This window comes from Pseudoxanthomonas sp. LH2527, assembly GCF_022539275.1.
Taxonomy (GTDB): Bacteria; Pseudomonadota; Gammaproteobacteria; order Xanthomonadales; family Xanthomonadaceae; genus Pseudoxanthomonas_A.
Genome location: NZ_JAKZBW010000004.1, coordinates 1 through 20,474 on the forward strand (window position 1 = coordinate 1; position 20,474 = coordinate 20,474).

A 20,474-nucleotide genomic window follows, 5' to 3' on the forward strand; every position below is an offset into this window, starting at 1 on the left:
GCTTGCGGGGGGGGGTCGGGGTGGGGGCGAGCGACGCCGTCTGACGTCGGCGCTGCCCCCATCCGCCCTTCGGGCACCTTCCCCCGCATGCAGGGGAAGGAACCTTCGGTTACTTCGACAACTGCTGCCAGAGGAAGGTGTAGGCCAGCGCGCTCATGTGCGCGGCCTGGGCGTTGTTCGCCGCGCCGCCGTGGCCGCCTTCGATGTTCTCGTAGTAGCGCACGTCCTTGCCGGCGTCCAGCATCATCGCCGCCATCTTGCGGGCATGGCCGGGATGCACGCGGTCATCGCGCGTCGAGGTCATGAACAGGGTGGGCGGATAGTCCTTCTTCGCATCGAACAGGTGGTACGGCGAGAAGGTCTTGATGAACTCCCAGTCGGCCGTATCGGGATTGCCGTATTCGGCCATCCACGACGCACCGGCCAGCAGATGGCTGTAGCGCTTCATGTCCAGCAGCGGCACCTGCACGACGACCGCGCCGAACAGCTCCGGATACTGCGTCAGCATGTTGCCGGTCAGCAGACCGCCATTGCTGCCACCCTGGATGCCCAGGTGCTTCGGCGAGGTGATCTTGCGCGCGATCAGGTCCTGAGCGACCGCCGCGAAATCCTCATACGCCTTGTGGCGATTGGCCTTCAGCGCTGCCTGGTGCCAGCGCGGACCGTACTCGCCGCCACCGCGGATGTTGGCCACGGCGTACACGCCACCCTTCTCCAGCCAGCCCTTGCCGACACCACCGGAATAGCCCGGCGTCATCGAGATCTCGAAGCCGCCGTAGCCGTACAGCAGGGTCGGCGTGCTGCCGTCGTACTTCAGGCCTTCCGGACGCACCAGGAAGTACGGGATCTTGGTGCCGTCCTTCGAGGTGGCGAAGTGCTGTTCGATCTTCTTGCCCGAGCCGTCGAAGAACGCCGGCATCGACTTCAACTGTTCCGGTGCCTGGCCCAGTTCCACCAGCGACAGCGTGGTCGGGGTCAGGTAGTCGGTGACGGTCATCCACACCGCGTCGCTGCTGTCGGCATCGACCGCGCTGACGCTGACGGTGCCGAAGCCCGGTGCGCCGACGAACTCGCCGCGCTTCCAGCCGGTCGCCGACGGCGTCAGCACGCTCAGCCGGTTCTTGACGTCGTCCAGCACGTTCAGCACCACGTGGTTCTTGGTGACGGACATGCCGGCGAGCGAGGTGCTGACGGTCGGCTCGAACAACACGTCGAACGTGCGCTTATCGGCGATGAAGTCGTCGAACTTCGCCGCCAGCAGCGAACCGGCAGCGTAGGTCTTGCCGCCGACGGTCCATGGCTCGCGCAGTTCCAGCGTCAGCCATTCGCGGAACACGCCCTTGTTGGCCGAGTTCGGCGCGTCGATCTTGGCCAGCGTGCCGTCGGCGCGGCGCAGGTACAGCTCGTCGTTGTAGAAGGCCAGCGTGCGGCTGACGAAATCACGCTGGAAGCCCGGCGTGTCGTCGTGGTACGCGGCGATGTACATGTCGTCCGGCTTGCCTTCGTAGACCACCTTCGCGCTGTCCAGCGGCGTGCCGCGCTTCCATTCCTTGACGATGCGCGGATAGCCGGAGCTGGTCATGCTGCCGGCGCCGAAGTCGGTGTAGACGTAGACGGTGTCGGCGTCCTTCCAGCCCAGGCCGCCCTTGGCCTCGGGACGGTAGAAGCCGTCGGCGAGGAACTGCTTGTTGACCAGGTCGAACTCGCGGGTCTCGTCGGCATCGGCGCCGCCGCGCGACAGCGCGACCAGGCAACGGGTGTAGTCGGGCTTGCGGCAGTCGGCGCCGTGCCAGACCCAGTTCTTGCCCTCGGCCTTGTTCAGCGCGTCCAGGTCGAGCACGGTTTCCCACTGCGGCTGCGGCTTGCGGTACTCGGCCAGCGTGGTGCGGCGCCACAGGCCGCGTTCGTGCTGCTTGTCCTTCCAGAAGTTGTAGTAGTGGTCGCCGATCTTCTGCACGCCGGGGATCTTGGCGTCGGAATCGAGGATGGCGCGGATGTCCGCTTCCAGTTGCTTGAAGGCCGGGGTCGAGGCGATCTCGGCCTCCGCCTTCGCGTTCACACTCTTCACCCAATCGAGCGGCTTCTGCCCTTCGACGTCTTCCAGCCAGGCATACGGGTCGCTGGACACGTCAGCCTCCGCGGCGTTGACGGGGGCGGACAGCGCGCCCGCCATGGCAAGGCCGGCGGCCAGGCAGGCATGGGTGAGTCTGGGCATCGAGGGTGGCTCCGGAGGTGCAGTTCATGAACACGTCACGCTAGCACAAGGCCCGGAGGCCACCCCCTGCCGAAGGTCAGGCCGCCCGGGACGGGCCAACCGGGGCCAGACGCAAGCGCCGCGCCTGCGGTCCGCGGCGACGCACGGCCTTGCGCGCCAGGACGACCCGGCCGGGCATCCTGAACCGGTGCAGCGCCCACCACGCCACCGCCGGCATGCCGACCAGCCAGAGCGGCAACCAGCCGAGTGCATCGGTATTGGCGCGCGCCAGCGGCACCAGCAGCACCAGCGCCAGGCCCGTCAGCACGAGCCGGCGCAGCAGGCGGTCCAGTGCCGCGTCGGGGCGGTCGGAGGAAGAAGAGGCGGAAGAAGCATGCGGAAGGAAGAACATGGCGGTGCACTCCTGTGAGGCGATGTCGGCGATGGGTCACCGTCGCGCAGCCGCATCTCACGGGTTGCGACATCACCGGTTAACATCTCCCTCGCATCCTGATGACTAGCGTGTCCGTATGACGGGGAGAAAGGAGTTCCACATGCCCATGCCGTTGTTTCCCCGCGTGGCCCGCCTCGCCCTGCTGGCCTGCCTGCTGGCGCTGCTCGCCGGCTGCGGCCATCGCGGCGCCGTCCGGGAAGGCCCCGCCGCGCTCGACCTGCCCCGCTTCATGGGCACGTGGCACGTGGTGGCGCATGTTCCCTACTTCGCCGAGCGTGGCCATGTGGCGGCGCGCTACGAATACGCGCTGCGCGACACCGACAAGGTCGGCGTGACCTACCACTACCGCGAGGGCTTCGACCAGCCCGAACAGACGCGCGAAGCCCGCGCTTCGGTGAAGAGCGAGTCTGGCAACCGCGAATGGACCCTGTGGTTCGTCGGCGTGGTGCCGGCGAAGTGGCGCATCCGCGAGGTGGCGCCGGATTATTCGTGGGCGCTGGTCGACTACCCCGGCCGCGACATGGGCTGGATCATCGCCCGCGACCCGGTGATGGCCGATGCGCAGTACCAGGACCTGGTGAAGCGGGCCCGCGACCATGGCATCAACGCCCGCCAGCTGGTGCGTGTGCCGCAGGTGCCGGCGCAGGTCGGTACGCCGGGGTTCGGGGAGCCGAAGGCGCCGTGATCCGGCATCCTGTAGGAGCGACGTCAGTCGCGACCGGATGCGGACGTTGTCCTTGGCGCTTCGCCAGGCAAGAAATGTGGCGCTTGCTACCTGCGCCATGACGCGTAGCTACAGCTTCAAGACACTCAAGATCAGCGGTCGCGACTGACGTCGCTCCTACAGGAACTCATTTCTTCTCGTAGTTCGACAGCGCCAGCTCCAGCAGTGCTTTCGCCTGTTCGCGCAGCACGGCAGGCTCGATGATCTCGGCATCGGCGCCGTAGTGCAGGATGTCCATCAGCAGCTCGCGCGAGACGCTGTAGGGAATCTTCAGTTCGTAGCGGCCATCGGACAGATGGCGGCCCTGCTGCTTGGAATGCCACTGCTCGTCCGCCACCCAGCGCGCCGCCTTGGCGCTGAACAGGATGGTCGCCCAGCCCTTCGGTTCGCCCGAGAAGATGCCGTAGCTCGAGGCCAGATGCTGGTTCAGTTCCTCGTTGGGGAGGTCGCGCGCGGGTTCGTCGCCCATCCTCGCCTGCCCGATGCGGTCGACGGCGAAACTGCGCAGCGCGTTGCGCTCGTGATCCCAGGCATCCAGGTACCAGTTGTCGCGGTAGTGGGTGATGCGCTGCGGCGACACCGTGCGCCTGGTGCGCTCGTCGGTGGAACGCGCGCGGTATTCGAACTGCAGCTGTTTGCGCTCCAGCACCGCGGAGGCGACGGTACGGAAGCTGGCTTCGTCGAGCGTGCGGCCGCGATGCGGGATGACGCGCACGCGGTCGACCGGCCACTGGTCGACGCCCGCGTGGTCGGCCAGCAGGCCTTCGATGCGCTTCTGCAGCGGCGCCAGCGCGCCGGACAGCACGCCGCCGCCGGTGCGCACCAGCAACTGCTGGGCGGCGAGCAGCGCGTACAGTTCCTCCGAACTCAGCCACAGGCCGGGCAGTTCGAAACGGTCGCTCTCGGCGGCGTGGTAACGGAAACCCGCCTCGCCATCGCCCTCGATCGGGGCCATCAGCGCATCGCGCAGGTAGGCCAGGTCACGGTAGACCGTCGCGCGCGAGCAGCCGAGTTCCTCCTGCAGCCGCTTCACCGTGACCGGATAGCGGGCCGCCTTGAGGAGTCGGTGCAGGGCGGTGATGCGTTCGATCTTGTCCATGGGCGGCACGACGGGGGGCGTGCACGGATTATCACCGACGGGTGGCCGTTTTCGTCGCCCTGCCGCCGTTGGAACAGGCACGGGGGACCTGCGCCGACGGCGGCTTGGGCCCGTGCGGTGCCTGGTGCCACGGCGTGTCCTCACCGCCGTGGCGCCCTCAACGCGCGGACCCAAGTCGCTGTTGCGCCGCGCCGCTTCGGAGGGAGCGTGCACCGCTCTGCCCGCACGGGCTCACCGACGTACGCCTGCCATGGGCGCATGCGGCGCACGCCTTCTTGACCCTCGAAGCCACGGTCCCCGCTCTGCGTGCAGCGGATGCGTCCGGCCCGACGCCAGCGACCCGCAAGGGGAACGCCGTCGATCGTGACGGCCATCGCGAATCGGACACATGCGCCTGCCAGAATGCATGTCGCAAACCTGAATCCGAACAAGCACTTGGGTTGTGGCGGCGCAGGCGTCTGCCTACCATGTAACCGGTTTCAGTCATTCACCTCCCCCGAGATCCGCCATGTCCGCCCGGATGCCCCTCTCCCTGCTCGCCCTCGCCCTGCTGGCCGGCGGCGCACTCCCGGCGCATGCCACCGAGGTACTGCTGCCGCGCAACGACAAGGTCGACGCGCCCCCGGCTGGCAAGGGGTTCACCAAGCAGGAGGGGATGGCGCTTCCCGTGGTCGCCATGGCGGTGCGTCCGATTCCGGAAACACCCCCGCCCCCACCGCCGCCCGCGCCGACCCTGACCGGCGGCGGTGAACTGGGGTTCGCCGCTGCGAGCGGCAACAGCAACAACGAGAGCTTCAACGGGCGACTGGACCTGACCTATACCGACGGCGGCGCGTGGCGGCACAGCGCCAGCCTGTTCGGGCTGCACTCGCGCTCCGAGTACAACCGCACCCTGGACGACGGCAGCGTCGTGCGCGACCGGCGCACCACCGCCAACCGGCATACGGTGACCGCCAACAGCGCCTACCTGATGGACGACCGCGGCACGCTCAATACCTCCGTACGCCATGAGGAAGACGACTTCGGCACCTACAGCCGCCAGCAGTCGGTGAGCTTGAGCTACGGCAACCGCGTGATCGAGAACGAACGCGCGCACCTCGACCTGCAGGTGGGCCCCGGCTTCCGCCGCGCCTACGACACCATCGACGAACGCAACGAAGCCAGCTTCATCGGCCGAGGCCTGGTCGATGTGCGTTACGCACTGAGCGAGAACACCGAGATCGTCAACAAGCTGCTGGTCGAATCGGGTGAGTACAACACGTTCGCGCAGAACGACCTGGGCGTGTCGGTGACGATGAACTCGCACCTGGCATTGAAGGCCGGCTGGCAGGCACGCCACAACAGCGACGTACCGCCGGACAGGAAGCGCACCGACACGCTGACCACGATGAACGTGGTCTACCGCTTCAAGTAATCGCGGCGCGCGCGGCTCAGGCCAGGAAGGCGCCCGCCCCCTGCTCCAGCAGCTGCGCCGCCACCCGGCGACCGAGCGCGTCGGGATCGGCGGCCGGTCCACGCCCTTCCGCGCGCAGCACCTGGCCGTCCGCCGCCGAGCCCACCAGGCCGGACAGCACGAGGTCGTCGCCATCGCGCCGCGCGAAGGCCGCCACCGGCACATGGCAGCTGCCATGCAGCGCCCGGTTCATCGCCCGCTCCGCTTCCACGCACAGGCGCGTAGGCGCGTCGTCGAGGGCGGCGAACAGCGCCTGCGTGTCCGGATCTTCGGCGCGGCACTCCACCGCCACCGCCCCCTGCGCGGGCGCGGGCAACCAGTCCGGCGCGTCCAGCCGCGCGCGGATGCGCGAGGCGAAGCCGAGCCGCTCCAGGCCGGCACAGGCCAGCACGATGGCGTCGTACTCGCCGGCGTCCAGCTTGGCCAGGCGCGTGTTGACGTTGCCGCGCAGGTCGCGCAGGTCCAGATCGGGACGCACCGCGCGCAACTGCGCCTGCCGACGCAATGATGACGTCCCCACGCGCGCACCCTGCGGCAACGCCACCAGGCCTTCGTGGTGGTTCGAGACGAAGGCGTCCGCATGGTCGGCACGCGGCAGGATAGCCGGCAGGACGAACGGTCCCTCCAGTTCCATCGGCACGTCCTTCAGCGAGTGCACGGCGCAATCCGCGTCGCCGCGCAGCATCGCCAGCTCCAGTTCCTTCAGGAACAGACCCTTGCCGCCGATCGCGGCCAGCGAGCGATCGAGCACTTCGTCACCGCGCGTGCTCATCGGCACCAGCTCGACGGCCAGGCCGGGATGCGCGGCGCGCAGGCGGTCGGCAACGTGTTCGCTCTGCCAGAGGGCGAGCGGGCTCTTGCGGGTGGCGATGCGCAGCGTGGTCATGCGGGCATTATCCCGCATGGCGCGGCGATGGCGGGGAATCAGAGCGCCTTGACCGTCTCGCGCAGGCCGGCCACGCAGCGCCGGCTGACTTCCAGCGGTGCCTTGCCGTGGCGCAGGATCGCCTGCACGTGGCCATCGCCGACACGCTTGATCTCGACCAGTTCGTGCCGCGCGACCAGGCAGTTGCGGTGGATGCGCACGAAGCGGCCGCCGAACTCCTCTTCCAGCGACTTCAGCGACTCTTCGATCAGGTCCTCGCCGCGCGCGTGGTGCACCACCACGTATTTCTCTTCGGCCTGCAGGTAGTGGACTTCATCCACCGGGATCAGCCGCAGGCTGCCGCGCAGGCGCGCGCACAGGTGGGTGCGTGGCTGGCTGCTGGAGGCGGCAGGCGGCTGGTTCTCGCGCCCGGCGATGAAGGTGCGGGCGCGCTCCAGCGCCGCGGCCAGCCGCTCGGGGCGGATCGGCTTCATCAGGTAGTCGATGGCGGCGGCTTCGAACGCGGACAGCGCGTGTTCGTCATAGGCGGTGCAGAACACCACGGCCGGACGCGGATCGAAGGCGGCCAGGTGACGCGCGGCTTCCAGCCCGTCGACGCCGGGCATGGCGATGTCCAGCAGGACCATGTCGGGGCGATGCTCCGAGCAGGCCTGCAGGGCGTCGAGGCCGTTCTCGGCTTCGGCGACCACCTCGATACCGGGATGTTCGGCAAGCAGGGCGCGCAGGCGCTCGCGCGCAAGGGATTCGTCGTCGGCGATGACCACTTTCACGGCAAAGGCGTCCTCGGTGAACGGTGGCGTGATCCCCCGTGGCCTAGGTTACCCATGGCGACGCCGTGCGTCATCCACCGGGGGCACGTGGGGATTACAACGCAAATCGTTGCGCCATCCAGTCACCGAGGTCACGGATTTCCTCTGCGCAGACCTGGTGCGCCATCGGATAGCGTTGCCACTGCACGTCGAAACCGAGCTCGCCCAGCACGCGCGCGCTGTGTTCGGCATGGACCAGGGGAATGACCGGATCGCCGCTGCCGTGCGCCATGAAGACCGGTTGCGCGGTCGCTGCCGGATGCAGGTGGCCGGCGGCCTGTGCGGCACCGGGCAGGTAGGTCGACAAGGCGATCAGCCCCGCCAGCGGCACCTGCCGGCGCAGGCCGGCGGCCAGGGTAATGGCGCCGCCCTGCGAGAAGCCCGCCAGCAGCAGGCGCTCCGGCGCGATGCCGCGCGCCTGCTCGCGTTCGATCAGCGCTTCCACCTGGGCGATGGATTCCTCGATGCCGGCGCTGTCCGCGCGGGTGGGGAAATCCATGCCGACGATGTCGTACCAGGCGCGCATGCGCACGCCGTTGTTGATGGTCACCGCGCGCACCGGCGCATGCGGGAACACGAAGCGCAATGCAGGCCAGCCCGGCCGCACCAGTTCGGGCACCAGCGGCGCGAAATCATGGCCGTCGGCGCCCAGCCCGTGCAGCCACAGCACGGACCACTGCGGCGCCGGGCCGGTTTCCTGTTCGACGGTATCGAGTACGGCGGAAGCGTTGGAAGTCGTCATGCCGCCATTCTGGCCGCAGACGCGCGCCGACACCACTCAGCCGCCGCGGGCCTCGCCGGCCGGCAGGCGGAACCGCACGGTGCGGCTGGAGGCGTGTGCCTGGCCGGTCGCCTCGAAGCGCCAGCGTTGCGCCACCGCGAGTGCCGACGCATCGAACATGCCGTCCGCCGTCGACGACAGCAGGCGGACATCGCGCACGCTGCCATCGGGCTGGATGGTGAAGGCCACTTCCGCCTGCCCCTCGATGCGCGCACGCAGCGCCGGCAAGGGATAGCGTGGCTGCGCATCCTGCAGCAGCCGCGGCGTCGCCGTGCCCTGCGCGATGCGCGCTGCCGGCTGGGGCGTGCTGACCGGCCGGGGCGGTTCCTGGGCCGCTGCAGGCACGACCGGCGTGGACACGGGATCGGCTTGCGGCGCGGCCATCGCGGTCATGGGCACGACGGCGGGTGGTGGCAACGCGGCTGCCGAAGCCGCGGGTGCCGAAGCCACGGGTGCGGATGCCAGCGGTTGCACGGCCTCCTGAGCGACCGCCACCTCCCGTGCCGCCTGTTCGCGCACGAGCGCGGCCACCGCGGTCCGCAATCGCGGCAGGGCCGGCGCACGGGGATCGATGCGCTCGATCAGGCCCTGCAGCCGCAGCGCCTCCGGCGCGTCACCGCGCGCGATCGCCTGCTCGGCGGCAATCAGCACGTACGGCTGCAGTTCGGCCAGTGCGGCCTGCGCGCGCGCCTGCTCCGGGGCCTGTGTGCGCGCGGCGAGATAATGTTCCACCGCATTGTCGCCCACCGGCGACAGCATCCGGCCGGCGGACAGTGCACGCGTCGCCCGCTCGTACGGCGTCGCGGGTTCGTCCCCGGTTGCGACGTCGATCGCCACCGCTTCTTCCCGGCTCGCCGCGGGTGCAGCCGCATCGCCGCACGCCGTCATCCCCAGAGCGATTCCCACGCCCACCCACATCCACATCGTTTTCATGGCCACCCCTGTCCTGCGGTCGGCAAATCTAGGCGGCGTAGATGACGGGGATGCGTCAGTGGCATGGACGCCACCGGGGGTGCCTGCGGGAGCCGGGGAGTCGGCCACGCCCCCCCTCCCGGCTGCACCACCGTGGAGCATGTGGTCCACCGGTGCCATTGGAAGCGTTTGCAGGCGCGCCGGCGGCCCGCGCGCCTCGAAAACTCGGGTACAGTGAGATGATTCGGGGCCGATACCACTGCGTACCGTCCCCTTCGGGGCGGCTCAGCAGGGAATGCCGTAGCGGACCCTGTCCATCATGCGGCAACCGTTCTTTTGGGGAAGAACCGACCGTGAGGCCCACCGCCATCACCATGCCCTCGCACATCGTCGATGGCGAACCGGACGTGTCCTGGGTCATCGACCACAGCGACAACGCCATCGTCGTCTGCGACGATTCCGCGCGCATCACCTGGACCAACCAGGGCTTCACGCGGATGCTGGGCTACACGCGGGAAGACGCGGTGGGACGCCGGCCCAGCGATTTCCTGGCCGGCCCGCATACCGATCCGGAAACGGTCGAATGGGTGCGCGGACAGCTGCACACGCAGCAGGGTTACCGCACCGAACTGCTGGTCTACGCCAAGAACGGCGTGCCGCTGTGGATCTCCGCCGTGGTGAACCCGGTCTTCGATCCCGAGCGCAATATCCGCTACCTGCTCGGCGTCTACACCGACATCACCCACAGCAAGCTGCACGAAGAAATGCACCGCAAGGTGCTGGGCGCCATCGTCCGCGAACAGCCGCTGCGGGACGTGCTGACGCTGATCTGCCGCGAGGTGGAGAAGGTCATGCCCGAAGCCGTCGCGTCGGTGATCGGCGTCGACGAATATGGCCGCCTGCGCCCGCTGGCCGCGCCCAGCCTGCCGGACGCCATCGCCTCGGTGATCGACGGCGAACTCGCCGGTCCGATGGTCGGCGCCTGCGGCTCGGCCGCATGGAGCGGGCAACCGGTGGAATGCCGCGACATCGAGCGCGACCCGCGCTGGCAGGCCTACAACGCGCCGTTCCTGGCGCTGGGCATCCGCGCGTGCTGGTCCAGCCCGATCAAGGACAACGACGGCCGCGTGCTGGGCACGTTCGCGCTGTATTACTGGGAAAACCGCGCGCCGGACGACTTCCACCAGCGCGTGGTCGATGTCTGCCTGCACCTGTGTGCGCTGGCGATGGAGCGCGAGCGCGCCCATGCCCGCATGCACCAACTGTCGTTCTACGACACGCTGACCGGCCTGCCGAACCGCGCGCTGTTCAACAGCAAGGTGGAACAGATGCTGCTGGGTGCCGCCCGGCGCGACGCCCACGTGGCGCTGCTGTTCGTCGACATCGACCGCTTCAAGATCGTCAACGACACCCAGGGTCACACCGCCGGCGACATGCTGCTGCGCGAACTCGCCAAGCGGCTCGGCAGCGAACTGCGCGAGGGCGACGTGGTGGCGCGGCTGGCGGGCGACGAGTTCGTGCTGGCGGTGCCCGACCGCACCGCGGAGGAAGCCGCCAACCTCGCCGACCGCCTGATGGCGCGCCTGTCCGAGCCGGTCAGCGCCGGCCGCATGATGCTCACCCCGCAGGCCAGCGTGGGCGTGGCGATGTTCCCGTCCGACGGCTGGGACGTCGACTCGCTGGTGCGGCATGCCGACATCGCCATGTACCGCGCCAAGTCCGAGGGCGGCGGGCGCATCGTGTTCTACAGCCTGGAAATGAACCAGGCGATGCAGGAGCGCCTGGCGCTGGAGAACGCCCTGCGCGAAGCCATCCGCAGCGGCCAGCTGCGCCTGCACTACCAGCCGCAGGTCGCGCTGGACGACGACGCCACGCTGCATGGCGTCGAGGCGCTGCTGCGCTGGCGGCACCCGGAGATCGGCGAGATTTCCCCCTCCACCTTCGTGCCGATGGCCGAGGAATGCGGCCTGATCGACGAACTGGGCCGCTGGACGCTGGAGGAAGCCTGCACGCAGATGGCCGACTGGCGCCGTCGCGGCGTGCCGGTGCCGCGCGTCTCGGTCAACCTCTCGGCGATCAACTTCGAACAGCAGGATCTGCCCACCTTCATCGGCAACGTGCTGGGCAAGTGCGGCCTGTCGCCCGACCACCTGATGGTCGAGGTGACCGAAAGCGTGATGCTGGCGCAGAAGCCGGAAGTGCTGGCGAATATCGATGCGATCCACCGGATGGGCGTCAGCCTGTCGATCGACGATTTCGGCACCGGCTACTCCAGCCTGAGCCATCTGCACCGCCTGCCGATCAGCGAACTGAAGCTGGACATGAGCTTCGTCCGCGACCTGGAGCACAGCGAGTCCGCGCGCGCACTGACCACCTCGATCCTGCGCATCGGCGAGAGCCTGTCCCTGAAAGTGGTGGCGGAGGGCGTGGAGAACGCCGCCCAGCGCGCCGTGCTGGCTTCGCTCAACTGCGACCTGCTGCAGGGCTACTACGTCTCCCGTCCGCTCTCGCCGCACTCGCTGGAGCGCTGGGTCAGCCTGCAACCGCCGGCCGAGTGAGGGCCGGGCTTCCTGCATCGTCCAGCAGGAAGTCGAGCGCTTCGCCGCACGGGGCCGCCAGCCGGAACTGCAGCAGATCATCGGCGCGCGTGCGACCCAGGCCTACCGCCGCCACCGGCAGCCCCAGGCGGACAGCCGCGTGCACAAAGCGCAGCCCCGAATAGACCATCAGCGACGAACCGACGACCAGCATGGCGTCGGCGTGCCCGAGGTGCGTCATCGCGGTCTCGACACGCAGCCGCGGCACGTTCTCGCCGAAGAACACCACGTCCGGCTTGAGCAGTCCGCCGCAGGCCTCGCAGGCGGGCACCTCGAACGTGCCGAAGTCCCGGCCCTCCAGATCGGCGTCGCCGTCCGGCGCCGTACCCGCGTCCAGCGACAGCCACGCCGGATTGGCCTGCGCCAGCCGCTGTTGCAGCTGCGCACGGCCTGATACCGCAGCGCAGCCCAGGCAGACGACCCCGCCGAGCCGCCCGTGCAGGTCGATCACCGACACGCTGCCGGCGGCCTGGTGCAGGCCGTCCACGTTCTGGGTCAGCAGCACTTCGCAACCGCCCTTGGCTTCCAGCGCCGCCAGGGCGACATGCGCGGCATTCGGCCGCGCCGCGGCGACGCGCGGCCATCCGAGCAGGCTGCGCGCCCAGTAGCGCTGGCGTGTGGCGCGATCGCCGACGAAGGCCTGGTAGGTCACCGGCGGCGTGCGCTTCCAGGCGCCCTGCTCGTCCCGGTAGTCGGGGATGCCGGACGCGGTACTGCAGCCGGCGCCGGTCAGCACGAACAGGCGCCGGTGCGCCGAAACGAAGTCTTCCAGTCGCGTGTCGATCATGCCGGCAGCATAGGCCATGCCGCGCCGGCGTGGCTCAGGGCTTCGGCGCGGGACAGTAGCTGCGCAGGTAGTCCATGTGGGCCGGCATCTGCCTGGCCGTGTCCAGGACATTGCGGCGGATGTCGTCGAGGAAACGTTGCAGGTCCGCCGGCGACATCACGTCCGCGGTCGGGTGGTAGCGCTTCGGCACGATGCCCTGGCCCATCATCACCTGGATCCAGGAATTCTCGCCGAACAGTTCGCCGGGAACATGGAACACGGTGCCGGTCTCGCGGAACAGGTCGATGCGATGCCGCAGCGTGGACGGGATTTCCATCTCCGCGATCTCGCGCCAGTACGGCGTGTCGCGCCGGTCGCTGACCTTGTAGTGCATGATCACGAAGTCGCGGACGTGTTGCAGCTCCTCGTCCAGGCGCGCGTTGTATTCATCGATCGCCGGCTGGGTGATGGTGTGCGGGAACGTCTGCAGCAGGCGCACGATGCCGCGCTGGATCAGGTGGATGGTGGTCGATTCCAGCGGCTCGATGAAGCTGCCGGCCAGGCCCAGCGCCACGCAGTTCTTCGCCCAGCACTGCTGGCGCTGGCCGGGCTGGAAGCGGATCGGCCACGGCTGCTTGATCACCTCGCCCTCGACGCTCGACAGGAACTGCTCGCGCGCCTCGTCGTCGCTGATGTGCCGGCTGGAATACACGATGCCGTTGCCGACCCGGTGCTGCAGCGGGATGCGCCACTGCCAGCCCGCCGTGCCCGCGATGGCGCGCGTATACGGCACGGCATCGCGCACGGCGGTGGTCTGCGTGGCCAGCGCGCTGTCGTTGAACAGCCACTGCGACCAATCGGTGTAGCCCACGCCCAGCGTCTTGCCGATCAGCAGGGCACGGAAGCCGGTGCAGTCGATGAACAGGTCGCCTTCGATCACCTCGCCGCGCTCGAGCTTGATCGAGGAGATGCATCCCTCGGCGTCGGTGGCCACGTCGACGATCTTCCCCTCAACGCGCTTGCAGCCATGGCGCGCGCTGAAGTCGCGCAGGAACCGCGCGTAGAGCGCGGCATCCATGTGGTAGGCGTAATTGACGTGGTAGCGCGGCAGGTGCGAGAAGCGGTCCTGCAGCGCCGCCTGCAACTCGATGCAGTAGTCGCTGTACTCGCTGGCCAGGCCTTCGGCGCGTCCACGCAGCCAGAAATGCTGGAAGCCCGCCGACCAGTGGTCCTTGCCGCTGATGCCGAACGAGTGGATATAGCGATGGTCCACGTCCTTCCAGTTTTCGAAGGAGATGCCCAGCTTCACCGTGCCCTGCACGGCCGCCATGAAGTCCTGTTCCTTGATGTCGAGCAGGCGATGGAAGACCACCAGGGTCGGAATCGTCGCTTCGCCCACGCCGACGGTGCCGATCTCTTCGGACTCCACCAGGGTGATGTCGAGCACCTTGCCCAGGGTCTTCGACAGTGCGGCGGCGGCCATCCAGCCCGCGGTGCCGCCACCGGCGATGACGACGCGCTTGACGGGACGGGGGGTGGCGACGGGTTCTGGCGTATGCATGCGGTGGGCTCTATCGGTTCAGGCGCTGCACGAGCAGCGCACGCAGGTGGCGGACACGGTCTTCGTCGAGCGACGCCAGCACGCGCCGCGCGGATTCGGGAATATGGCCGGCGTCGACGGCCTCGTCGTAGCCGAACACGTAATGGTCGAACACGTCCTTCCAGATGGCGCGCTCGTGCGGCGGCAGGTCGCGCAGGCTGGTGATCGCCAGCATCAGCGCGTTCATCGGCGTGTCCATCCACGCAGGCGTGCGGCGCCACCAGTAGTTCACCAGCACGTTGAAGGGTTCCAGGCCCTCCATGTGATGCCACCACATGGAAGGAATGAACACGGCATCGCCGGGCGCGAGCACCGCAGTGCGTGCATGGCGCATCGCTTGGGCAAAGCGGGGAAAGCGCTGCAGGTCCGGCGCAGCGAAATCGACCAGGCTCACCGCCTGCCCTGCCGGCGTGTGATCGAGCGGTCCGATGTAGAGGTTCTGCAGCTGGTCCGGCGGGAACAGCGTCACCCGTCGCCGACCCGCGACCACGCAGGCCAGGTTGTCCGGCACGTCCTGGTGAGCCGCGATGCGGCTGCGGTTGCCAATCCAGATGCTGGCCAGCGGATCGCGGGCGCCCAGCATCATGGGATTTTCCGCGCGGAACCCCGGCAGGAACGTATCCAGCGTGGTGGACGCGACGTAGATCGAGGGCGGCGCGGCGGCATCGAGATACTTGCGCAGGGTATCCAGCGCGACCATCAGCGGCACCTCTTCGCGCCGGAAGTTGAAGCCGCTCAGGTCGTCGTTGTAGAAGACACGCCCGCCGGCCTCCGGTGGTGCCACCGTGGCGACGACCGGCATGCTGCCGTGGTCGAACCGCTTGAGATACGCGATCGCATCGTGCGCGGATGCGTGCGCCGCCTGAACGGCAGGCCATGCCGATGCCAGGCCGCGCAACACCACGGGACTGCTTGCCGACAGCAACGATTCCGGTACGGCGGCGGGGTCGTACCCGCTCACCTCTTCGATGGCATCAGTTTGCGGCAGCACGACGTCGATTGGTCCGTTCGATCAGGTCGCGGAAGCGCGACATCGAGGCCAGCACCATGTAGATGGGCAACAGGTGGCCCTCGTGCGCCAGCCGTTCAAGCGCCGCGCCCGGTAATGCCTGCAGGCGCGCTTCGTCGATCGTGTGGAAGCCGGCCAGGCGATTATGCGAGCCGTCGTCCAGCTTCACGTCCAGTACGAACGACTCCAGCAGTCCGTGCTGCAGCAACGCGTCGATGAAGGCGGGTGTGGCCATGACACCGTCATGCAGGGCCAGCAGCACGGACTTGACGCGCTCCAGGTATTCGGTGGCGACGCCATGGTCGTCGTGGAAGAGCGTCTCACCGCCGTCGGTGGTGACGCGCGGATGCTCCAGGTCGACGTGCAGCAGGCGCTCTTCGCCCGAGACGCCGACGAGAAAAGGCTGCCGCCTGATGGCCAGCGGCACGTAGGTCGCATCCCAGCGCGTACCGTCGAGGAAGAGGTTGTCGCCTTCCTGCAGTCCGAACAGCGCAAGCGGTACGAAGCGGCCCTCGCCATCGCGCCCGAACACGATCGGATAGTGCGCCTGCACGTCACGGAACTCGGCGGGAAACGTCAGCGCGCGCATGACCGCATCGCCGAGTGCCGCGCCGTGTCCGGCGTGCACGCGCAGCGTGCGGTGTTCGACGTTGTTCAACAGCACATGCTGGCTCATCGGCTCTCGCAGGCTATCTGTAATGAGAAGCGCAGTACCCGGGCATCGTGCCCGATCGGATGGCGCAAAGAAAGACGGAGCCGCCGGACACGCCGACGACTCCGCCCTGGATCACGCAGCAAGGATCAGAACTTGTACCGCAGACCGAACATGTAGCGCGGGCCGGTCTGGGTGGCGAACCGCACCATGTTCTCGTGACGGGCGTGGGTACGCATCGTCTCGTCGGTGAGGTTGATGCCTTCCAGGCTGAGCGTCAGCTGCGGGGTCACCTGGTAGCTGACGTTCATGTCGAACTGGCCGTAGGCTTCGGTGTAGTTCGGGTTGTTGCCCTGCCCGCCGACGCCGCTGAAGAACTCGTCGCGCCAGTTGTACGCCGCACGGACCTGCCACGGCCCCTTGTCGTAGAACGCCACCAGGTTGGCCGAATCGCTCAGGCCCGCCAGCGGGTACTGGTCGCCCAGGTCGGTGTCGTCGAACGTCAGGCCCGAGTCCACCTTGGTGTAGTTCGCCGCCAGGCCGAAGCCGCTCTCGCCGAACAGGTGCTGCACGTTGATCTCGAAGCCATCGAGCGTGTCCGAACGCTGGTTGGCCGGCACGGTGATGTTGAAGCCGGCGATGGGATCGCCCGGCTGGCCGGTGATCGTGCCCGCCGCGACATCGACGCCCGGATCGTTGGCATGGTTGGCGAAGATGTAGGTCCGGATGCAATCGCCGTCGGTCGGCAGGCAGCCCGCCGCCAGCGCGTTGTTCCAGTAGGTGCCACCCACCGGCGTATGCAGGGAGAACGGCTCCTCGCGCACCACGGTGTCGCTGATGAAGTTCTCGATGTCCTTGCGGAACCAGCCGACCGAGAAGTAGCTGCCCGAACCGTAGTACCACTCGAACGACAGGTCGAAGTTGTCCGACAGCAGCGGCTCCAGCGCCGGATCGCCGCGGCTGCCGTCGCCACCGCTGATGCGCACCACGTTGGCCAGCTGCTGGCCGCCACGGATGGCGCCCCAGCCGGGACGGCCGATGGTCTGGCTGTAGCTGCCGCGCAGCACCATGCTCTCGCTGAGATCCAGCTTCAGGTCCAGGTTCGGCAGCAGGTAGTCGTACTTGCCCTCGCGACGGCCGAACGACTGGCCGTCCGCGTAGTTCACGTACAGCTCGTTCGCGGCCACCCAGCTGATGGTCTCGCCGACGCGCTCCAGCGCGGTGGAGACCACTTCGGTTTCCTCGTAGCGGACGCCCAGCGCCAGGTGCAGCGGCATGGACCAGTCGAACATCGTGGTCCACTGCACGTACGCGCTCTTCGACTTCTCGGTCGTGCGGATGTCGTCGGTGAACTGGGTCGGCATCTGGTAGCAGGTGGCGCAACCGGATTCGCTGATCGCGGCCTGGCGCAGGCGCTCGAAATCGAACACCAGGAAGGCGTCGGTCCAGTTCGGATTGTTGTGGTTGCCGAAGGCGTCGAAGTACCGCGACATGTGGTCGGTGTACCAGATGCTGTCGTCGTAGTCGGCCGGCGTACCCACGCCGCCCCACGTATCGCGCTGCATCACCGCCGAGGCCGAGCGGTTCTGCACGTCCATGGCGGACACGCCGAAGTCCAGGCCCGAGTACTCGCCGAACTCGAAGCGGCCCTTGGCCTGCATCTGCTCGACTTCGGACTTGTTGTAGCTGTTCTGGAACACCGAGCCGGTGACCAGCGCCTGCGAGGCCAGCACTTCGGTCTGGCCCGGCGGCAGCACGACGTTGACGATCGGGATCTCGCCCGAGTAGTCGACCGTGGTGGTCCCGCGCACGTAGGCGGCCACGCCCAGCACGCCGGCCGAGCCGAGCGGGCTGTCCGGCTTCGATTCGGACTGGGAGTTGTGGTAATCGAACTCGAGGTTCAGGTTGTCGCTGACTTCCCACTCCACGTTGAAGCCCAGCGAATCGCCCTGGGTCTTGGTGGCCAGCTGCATGCCGCCCATCGACAGGTCGGCGCCGGTCATGTCTTCGGAGTAGATGATCGGCGCCGCGACCGGACCGTCGGTCCACGAGCTGTCGCCCGGGCCGTAGTTGAACCACACCGACAACTCGCTGCGCTGCTGCTGCACCTTGTTCTCGATGTAGTTGTAGTCCAGCGTCGTGGTCACGCGGTCGGTGGGCGCCCACTGCAGGGTCACCTGGCCGTTGGTGCGCTGGCGCTGCACGCCGTTGACGCTGTAGCCCGTGTTCTGCGGGCGCGCGTACACATCGTCCGGGCCGGGACGGTTCTGGATGCGGTCGTAGTAGGTCTCGCCCGGCAGCGGCAGGCGCTGCCAGCTGTTCGAGTTGTCGCCATAGAACGTCAGCCAGCCATCGGCGACGGACGCCTGGTTGAAGCCGGAATCGCGCTCCTGGTAGCTGCCGCTGAGGGTGACGCCGAAGCGGCCATCGGCATAGGTCTGGCTGAAGATGCCGGACATCTCGCCGGTGAAATCGCTGCCCTGCAGGGTATCGGGCAGGTTGCGGTTGGAGCTGTCGTTGACGGCCTTCAGGCCGAATGTCGCCACCGGATCGGCCTCCAGCGGGCGCGCCGTGCGCACGTCGATGGTCGCACCGATGCCGCCGGTGGGATTGTCGGCGCGGCCGGTCTTGAACACGCGCACTTCAGAAACCGATTCGCTGGCCAGGTTGGCGAAGTCGAACGAGCGCGAGGTGGAGTTGCCTGCGCCGCCGCTGCCGAGATTGGACGCCGGCATCTGGCGGCCGTTGAGCAGTACCAGGTTGTAGTCCGGACCCATGCCGCGCACGGTGACCTTGGAACCTTCGCCGCTGGACGTGCGATCGATCGACACGCCGCTGATGCGCTGCAGCGATTCGGCCAGGTTGGTGTCGGGGAACTTGCCGATGTCCTCGGCGACGATGCCGTCGACCACACCCTGCGCGTCGCGCTTGAGGTTCATCGACGACTCGAGGCTGGCACGGATGCCCTTGACCACGACCGTGTCGAGCTCCGTGGGATCCACCTGGTTGGTGGTGGCGGGCGCGGCACTGGTGTCGCCCTGCGGCTCGGCCTGCTGCGCCCACGCGGGGCCGGCGAGCGCCAGCAACAACGCGGATGTCAGCACCCGCTTCCTTGGAACGGACTGCAACTGCTTCATGGACTTTCCCCTCTCCGGAAATTCACGAATGGTGGTGGTGTACGTGCTCGCGGCCCTTTCGCCGCGTGCATGGGGCCGCATTGGACGCGCGATTGACAGCGTTGTCAACTTTTCCTGATTTTCGGCCGAGTGATCGCGAAACCCCTTGTTTTAAGCCATATCGTGCATGTTGCATCGCAGCTGAAACCGTTTTCTGCATTGCATCCGTGACACGACGCCGGACGAAATTTCCGCCCGGACCAGACCTGAGGTTTTCTATTGGTATGGAAGATGCCGGGCGCGACAGGCACGCGCGAACCGGCGCATCGCGCGCCAACGGAATCCGGCAGCGATACCTTCAGCGCGTTGCGGGAGGCTGCGTCGACTCGCGGAACAGCACTTCGTGCTCCACCTGCACCATGCCGCCCGCTTCGGCCGCGCGGATGCGCGACAGCAACTGCAGCGTGGCCAGCTTGCCCATCTCGGAGGTGGGCTGGCGCACGGTGGTGAGCGCGGGATAGATATGGCGCGCGATCGGCGTGTCATCGAAGCCGCAGACCGAGATATCGCGCGGCACTGCCAGCCCGCGCTCGCAGGCGGCACGGATCACGCCGGCCGCCATGTCGTCGTTCGCCGCGAAGATCGCGGTGGGCGGCTGCGCGAGGCCGAGCAGCGCATCGCCGGCCTCGATGCCGGATTCGAACGAGAACGCGCCCTGCACCACCAGCGCGGGGTCGTATTCCAGTCCCGCCTTCTTCAGCGCATCGCGATAACCCTTGTAACGCCACTGGCAGGCGCCGTGGGCGGGCGGGCCCTTGATGTGCGCGATGCGGCGGTGGCCCTGCGCCACCAGCCCGGCCATCAGCTCCAGCACGGCCGAGGTCTCGTCCATTATCACGCCGATCCGCCCGTCGGTGCGCTTGGGCGCGATGCAGGCGAACGGCACTTCGTGCTGCTCCAGGAACTCCAGCACCGCCGGATCGTCGGTCAGCGGCGGGATCAACACCACGCCGTCCGGGGCGAAGTGCTCGAACACCACCTTCAGGTCTTCGGCCTTGCGCTGCCTGGCCGAGCCCACCGGCGCCAGCACCAGGTTGTAGTGATGGTCGCGGCAGGCATCCAGCATGCCGCTCTGGATTTCCATCAGATAGTTGCGCGACGGGTTGTTGTAGACCAGCGCGATGACGTAGGAGCGCTGACCGGCCAGGCTGCGCGCGGACAGGTTCGGGCGGTACTGCAGCTGCTCGACGGCCGCCATGACGCGCTGGCGCATCGCGTCGCGCACGTTGGGCTCGTTGTTGAGCACGCGCGACACGGTCTTCATCGAAACGCCGGCGGCGGCGGCCACATCCTCGATCCGACTACGCATAAGACGGTTCCCGCTCCACTTCGTCCATCCCTTCCGGCAACGAGGCCGGATTC

16 protein-coding genes are annotated in these 20,474 nt (G+C 68.0%); 3 read left to right on the forward strand and 13 right to left on the reverse strand.

The genetic code is table 11. From position 1 onward, the window contains the following. Positions 1-109: 109 nt before the first annotated feature. Positions 110-2,215 (reverse strand): prolyl oligopeptidase family serine peptidase, encoded by a 2,106-nt coding sequence (locus tag MMG85_RS03575; protein ID WP_241044776.1) that lies wholly within the window; start codon positions 2,213-2,215, stop codon positions 110-112. Positions 2,216-2,291: 76 nt separating this feature from the next. After that, positions 2,292-2,606: a hypothetical protein gene (locus MMG85_RS03580; RefSeq protein WP_241044777.1), complete on the reverse strand. Its 315-nt coding sequence runs from the start codon at positions 2,604-2,606 to the stop codon at positions 2,292-2,294. 142 nt (positions 2,607-2,748) lie between these two features. Here MMG85_RS03580 and MMG85_RS03585 point away from each other — a divergent pair, with 142 nt between their 5' ends. Next, on the forward strand, positions 2,749-3,333 hold the full coding sequence (locus MMG85_RS03585; RefSeq protein ID WP_241044778.1) for a lipocalin family protein: 585 nt from the start codon (positions 2,749-2,751) through the stop codon (positions 3,331-3,333). Positions 3,334-3,499: 166 nt separating this feature from the next. Here MMG85_RS03585 and MMG85_RS03590 read toward each other — a convergent pair whose 3' ends face one another. Beyond that, positions 3,500-4,471 carry a YafY family protein gene (locus tag MMG85_RS03590; RefSeq protein WP_055937415.1) on the reverse strand — a complete coding sequence of 324 codons (972 nt, stop codon included), beginning with the start codon at positions 4,469-4,471 and terminating at the stop codon, positions 3,500-3,502. A 520-nt stretch (positions 4,472-4,991) separates the two neighbouring features. Between MMG85_RS03590 and MMG85_RS03595 the strand changes: the two genes are divergently transcribed. Beyond that, positions 4,992-5,885, forward strand: a complete 894-nt coding sequence (locus MMG85_RS03595) for a DUF481 domain-containing protein (RefSeq protein WP_241044779.1) — start codon at positions 4,992-4,994, stop codon at positions 5,883-5,885. A 16-nt stretch (positions 5,886-5,901) separates the two neighbouring features. Here the strand turns inward: MMG85_RS03595 and hemC are convergent, their stop codons facing one another. The 4 genes from hemC to MMG85_RS03615 form a co-directional block, all read right to left on the reverse strand. Continuing rightward, entirely contained in the window at positions 5,902-6,810 is a 909-nt protein-coding gene (gene hemC, locus MMG85_RS03600) for a hydroxymethylbilane synthase (RefSeq protein ID WP_241044780.1), read from the reverse strand. A gap of 38 nt (positions 6,811-6,848) precedes the next feature. Further along, entirely contained in the window at positions 6,849-7,580 is a 732-nt protein-coding gene (locus tag MMG85_RS03605) for a LytTR family DNA-binding domain-containing protein (protein ID WP_241044781.1), read from the reverse strand. 94 nt (positions 7,581-7,674) lie between these two features. Next, a complete protein-coding gene (locus MMG85_RS03610; RefSeq protein WP_241044782.1) occupies positions 7,675-8,361 on the reverse strand; it encodes an alpha/beta hydrolase in 687 nt (228 codons plus the stop codon). A 36-nt stretch (positions 8,362-8,397) separates the two neighbouring features. Continuing rightward, positions 8,398-9,333: a TonB family protein gene (locus MMG85_RS03615; protein ID WP_241044783.1), complete on the reverse strand. Its 936-nt coding sequence runs from the start codon at positions 9,331-9,333 to the stop codon at positions 8,398-8,400. 332 nt (positions 9,334-9,665) lie between these two features. Between MMG85_RS03615 and MMG85_RS03620 the strand changes: the two genes are divergently transcribed. Then, complete coding sequence (locus tag MMG85_RS03620) at positions 9,666-11,870, forward strand: EAL domain-containing protein (RefSeq protein WP_241044784.1); 2,205 nt, start codon at positions 9,666-9,668, stop codon at positions 11,868-11,870. Here MMG85_RS03620 and MMG85_RS03625 read toward each other — a convergent pair. The 6 genes from MMG85_RS03625 to MMG85_RS03650 all read right to left on the reverse strand — a co-directional run bounded on the left by MMG85_RS03625 (position 11,845) and on the right by MMG85_RS03650 (position 20,421). Then, a complete protein-coding gene (locus MMG85_RS03625; protein WP_055937430.1) occupies positions 11,845-12,714 on the reverse strand; it encodes an NAD-dependent protein deacetylase in 870 nt (289 codons plus the stop codon). The two genes, MMG85_RS03620 and MMG85_RS03625, sit on opposite strands and share 26 nt — an antisense overlap. A 16-nt stretch (positions 12,715-12,730) precedes the next feature. Continuing rightward, on the reverse strand, positions 12,731-14,236 hold the full coding sequence (locus MMG85_RS03630) for a tryptophan halogenase family protein (protein ID WP_241044785.1): 1,506 nt from the start codon (positions 14,234-14,236) through the stop codon (positions 12,731-12,733). Between the two features lie 10 nt (positions 14,237-14,246). Beyond that, positions 14,247-15,263, reverse strand: a complete 1,017-nt coding sequence (locus tag MMG85_RS03635) for a cupin-like domain-containing protein (protein WP_241044895.1) — start codon at positions 15,261-15,263, stop codon at positions 14,247-14,249. Then, positions 15,250-15,960: a SapC family protein gene (locus tag MMG85_RS03640; RefSeq protein ID WP_241044786.1), complete on the reverse strand. Its 711-nt coding sequence runs from the start codon at positions 15,958-15,960 to the stop codon at positions 15,250-15,252. The genes MMG85_RS03635 and MMG85_RS03640 overlap by 14 nt, the downstream gene beginning before the upstream one ends. A 125-nt stretch (positions 15,961-16,085) precedes the next feature. Next, the gene (locus MMG85_RS03645) at positions 16,086-19,073 is read right to left on the reverse strand and encodes a TonB-dependent receptor (RefSeq protein WP_241044787.1); all 2,988 of its coding nucleotides are present in this window, start codon (positions 19,071-19,073) and stop codon (positions 16,086-16,088) included. A gap of 337 nt (positions 19,074-19,410) precedes the next feature. Then, positions 19,411-20,421, reverse strand: coding sequence for a LacI family DNA-binding transcriptional regulator (locus tag MMG85_RS03650; RefSeq protein WP_241044788.1), 1,011 nt, complete (start codon positions 20,419-20,421; stop codon positions 19,411-19,413). Between the last annotated feature and the right edge of the window lie 53 nt (positions 20,422-20,474).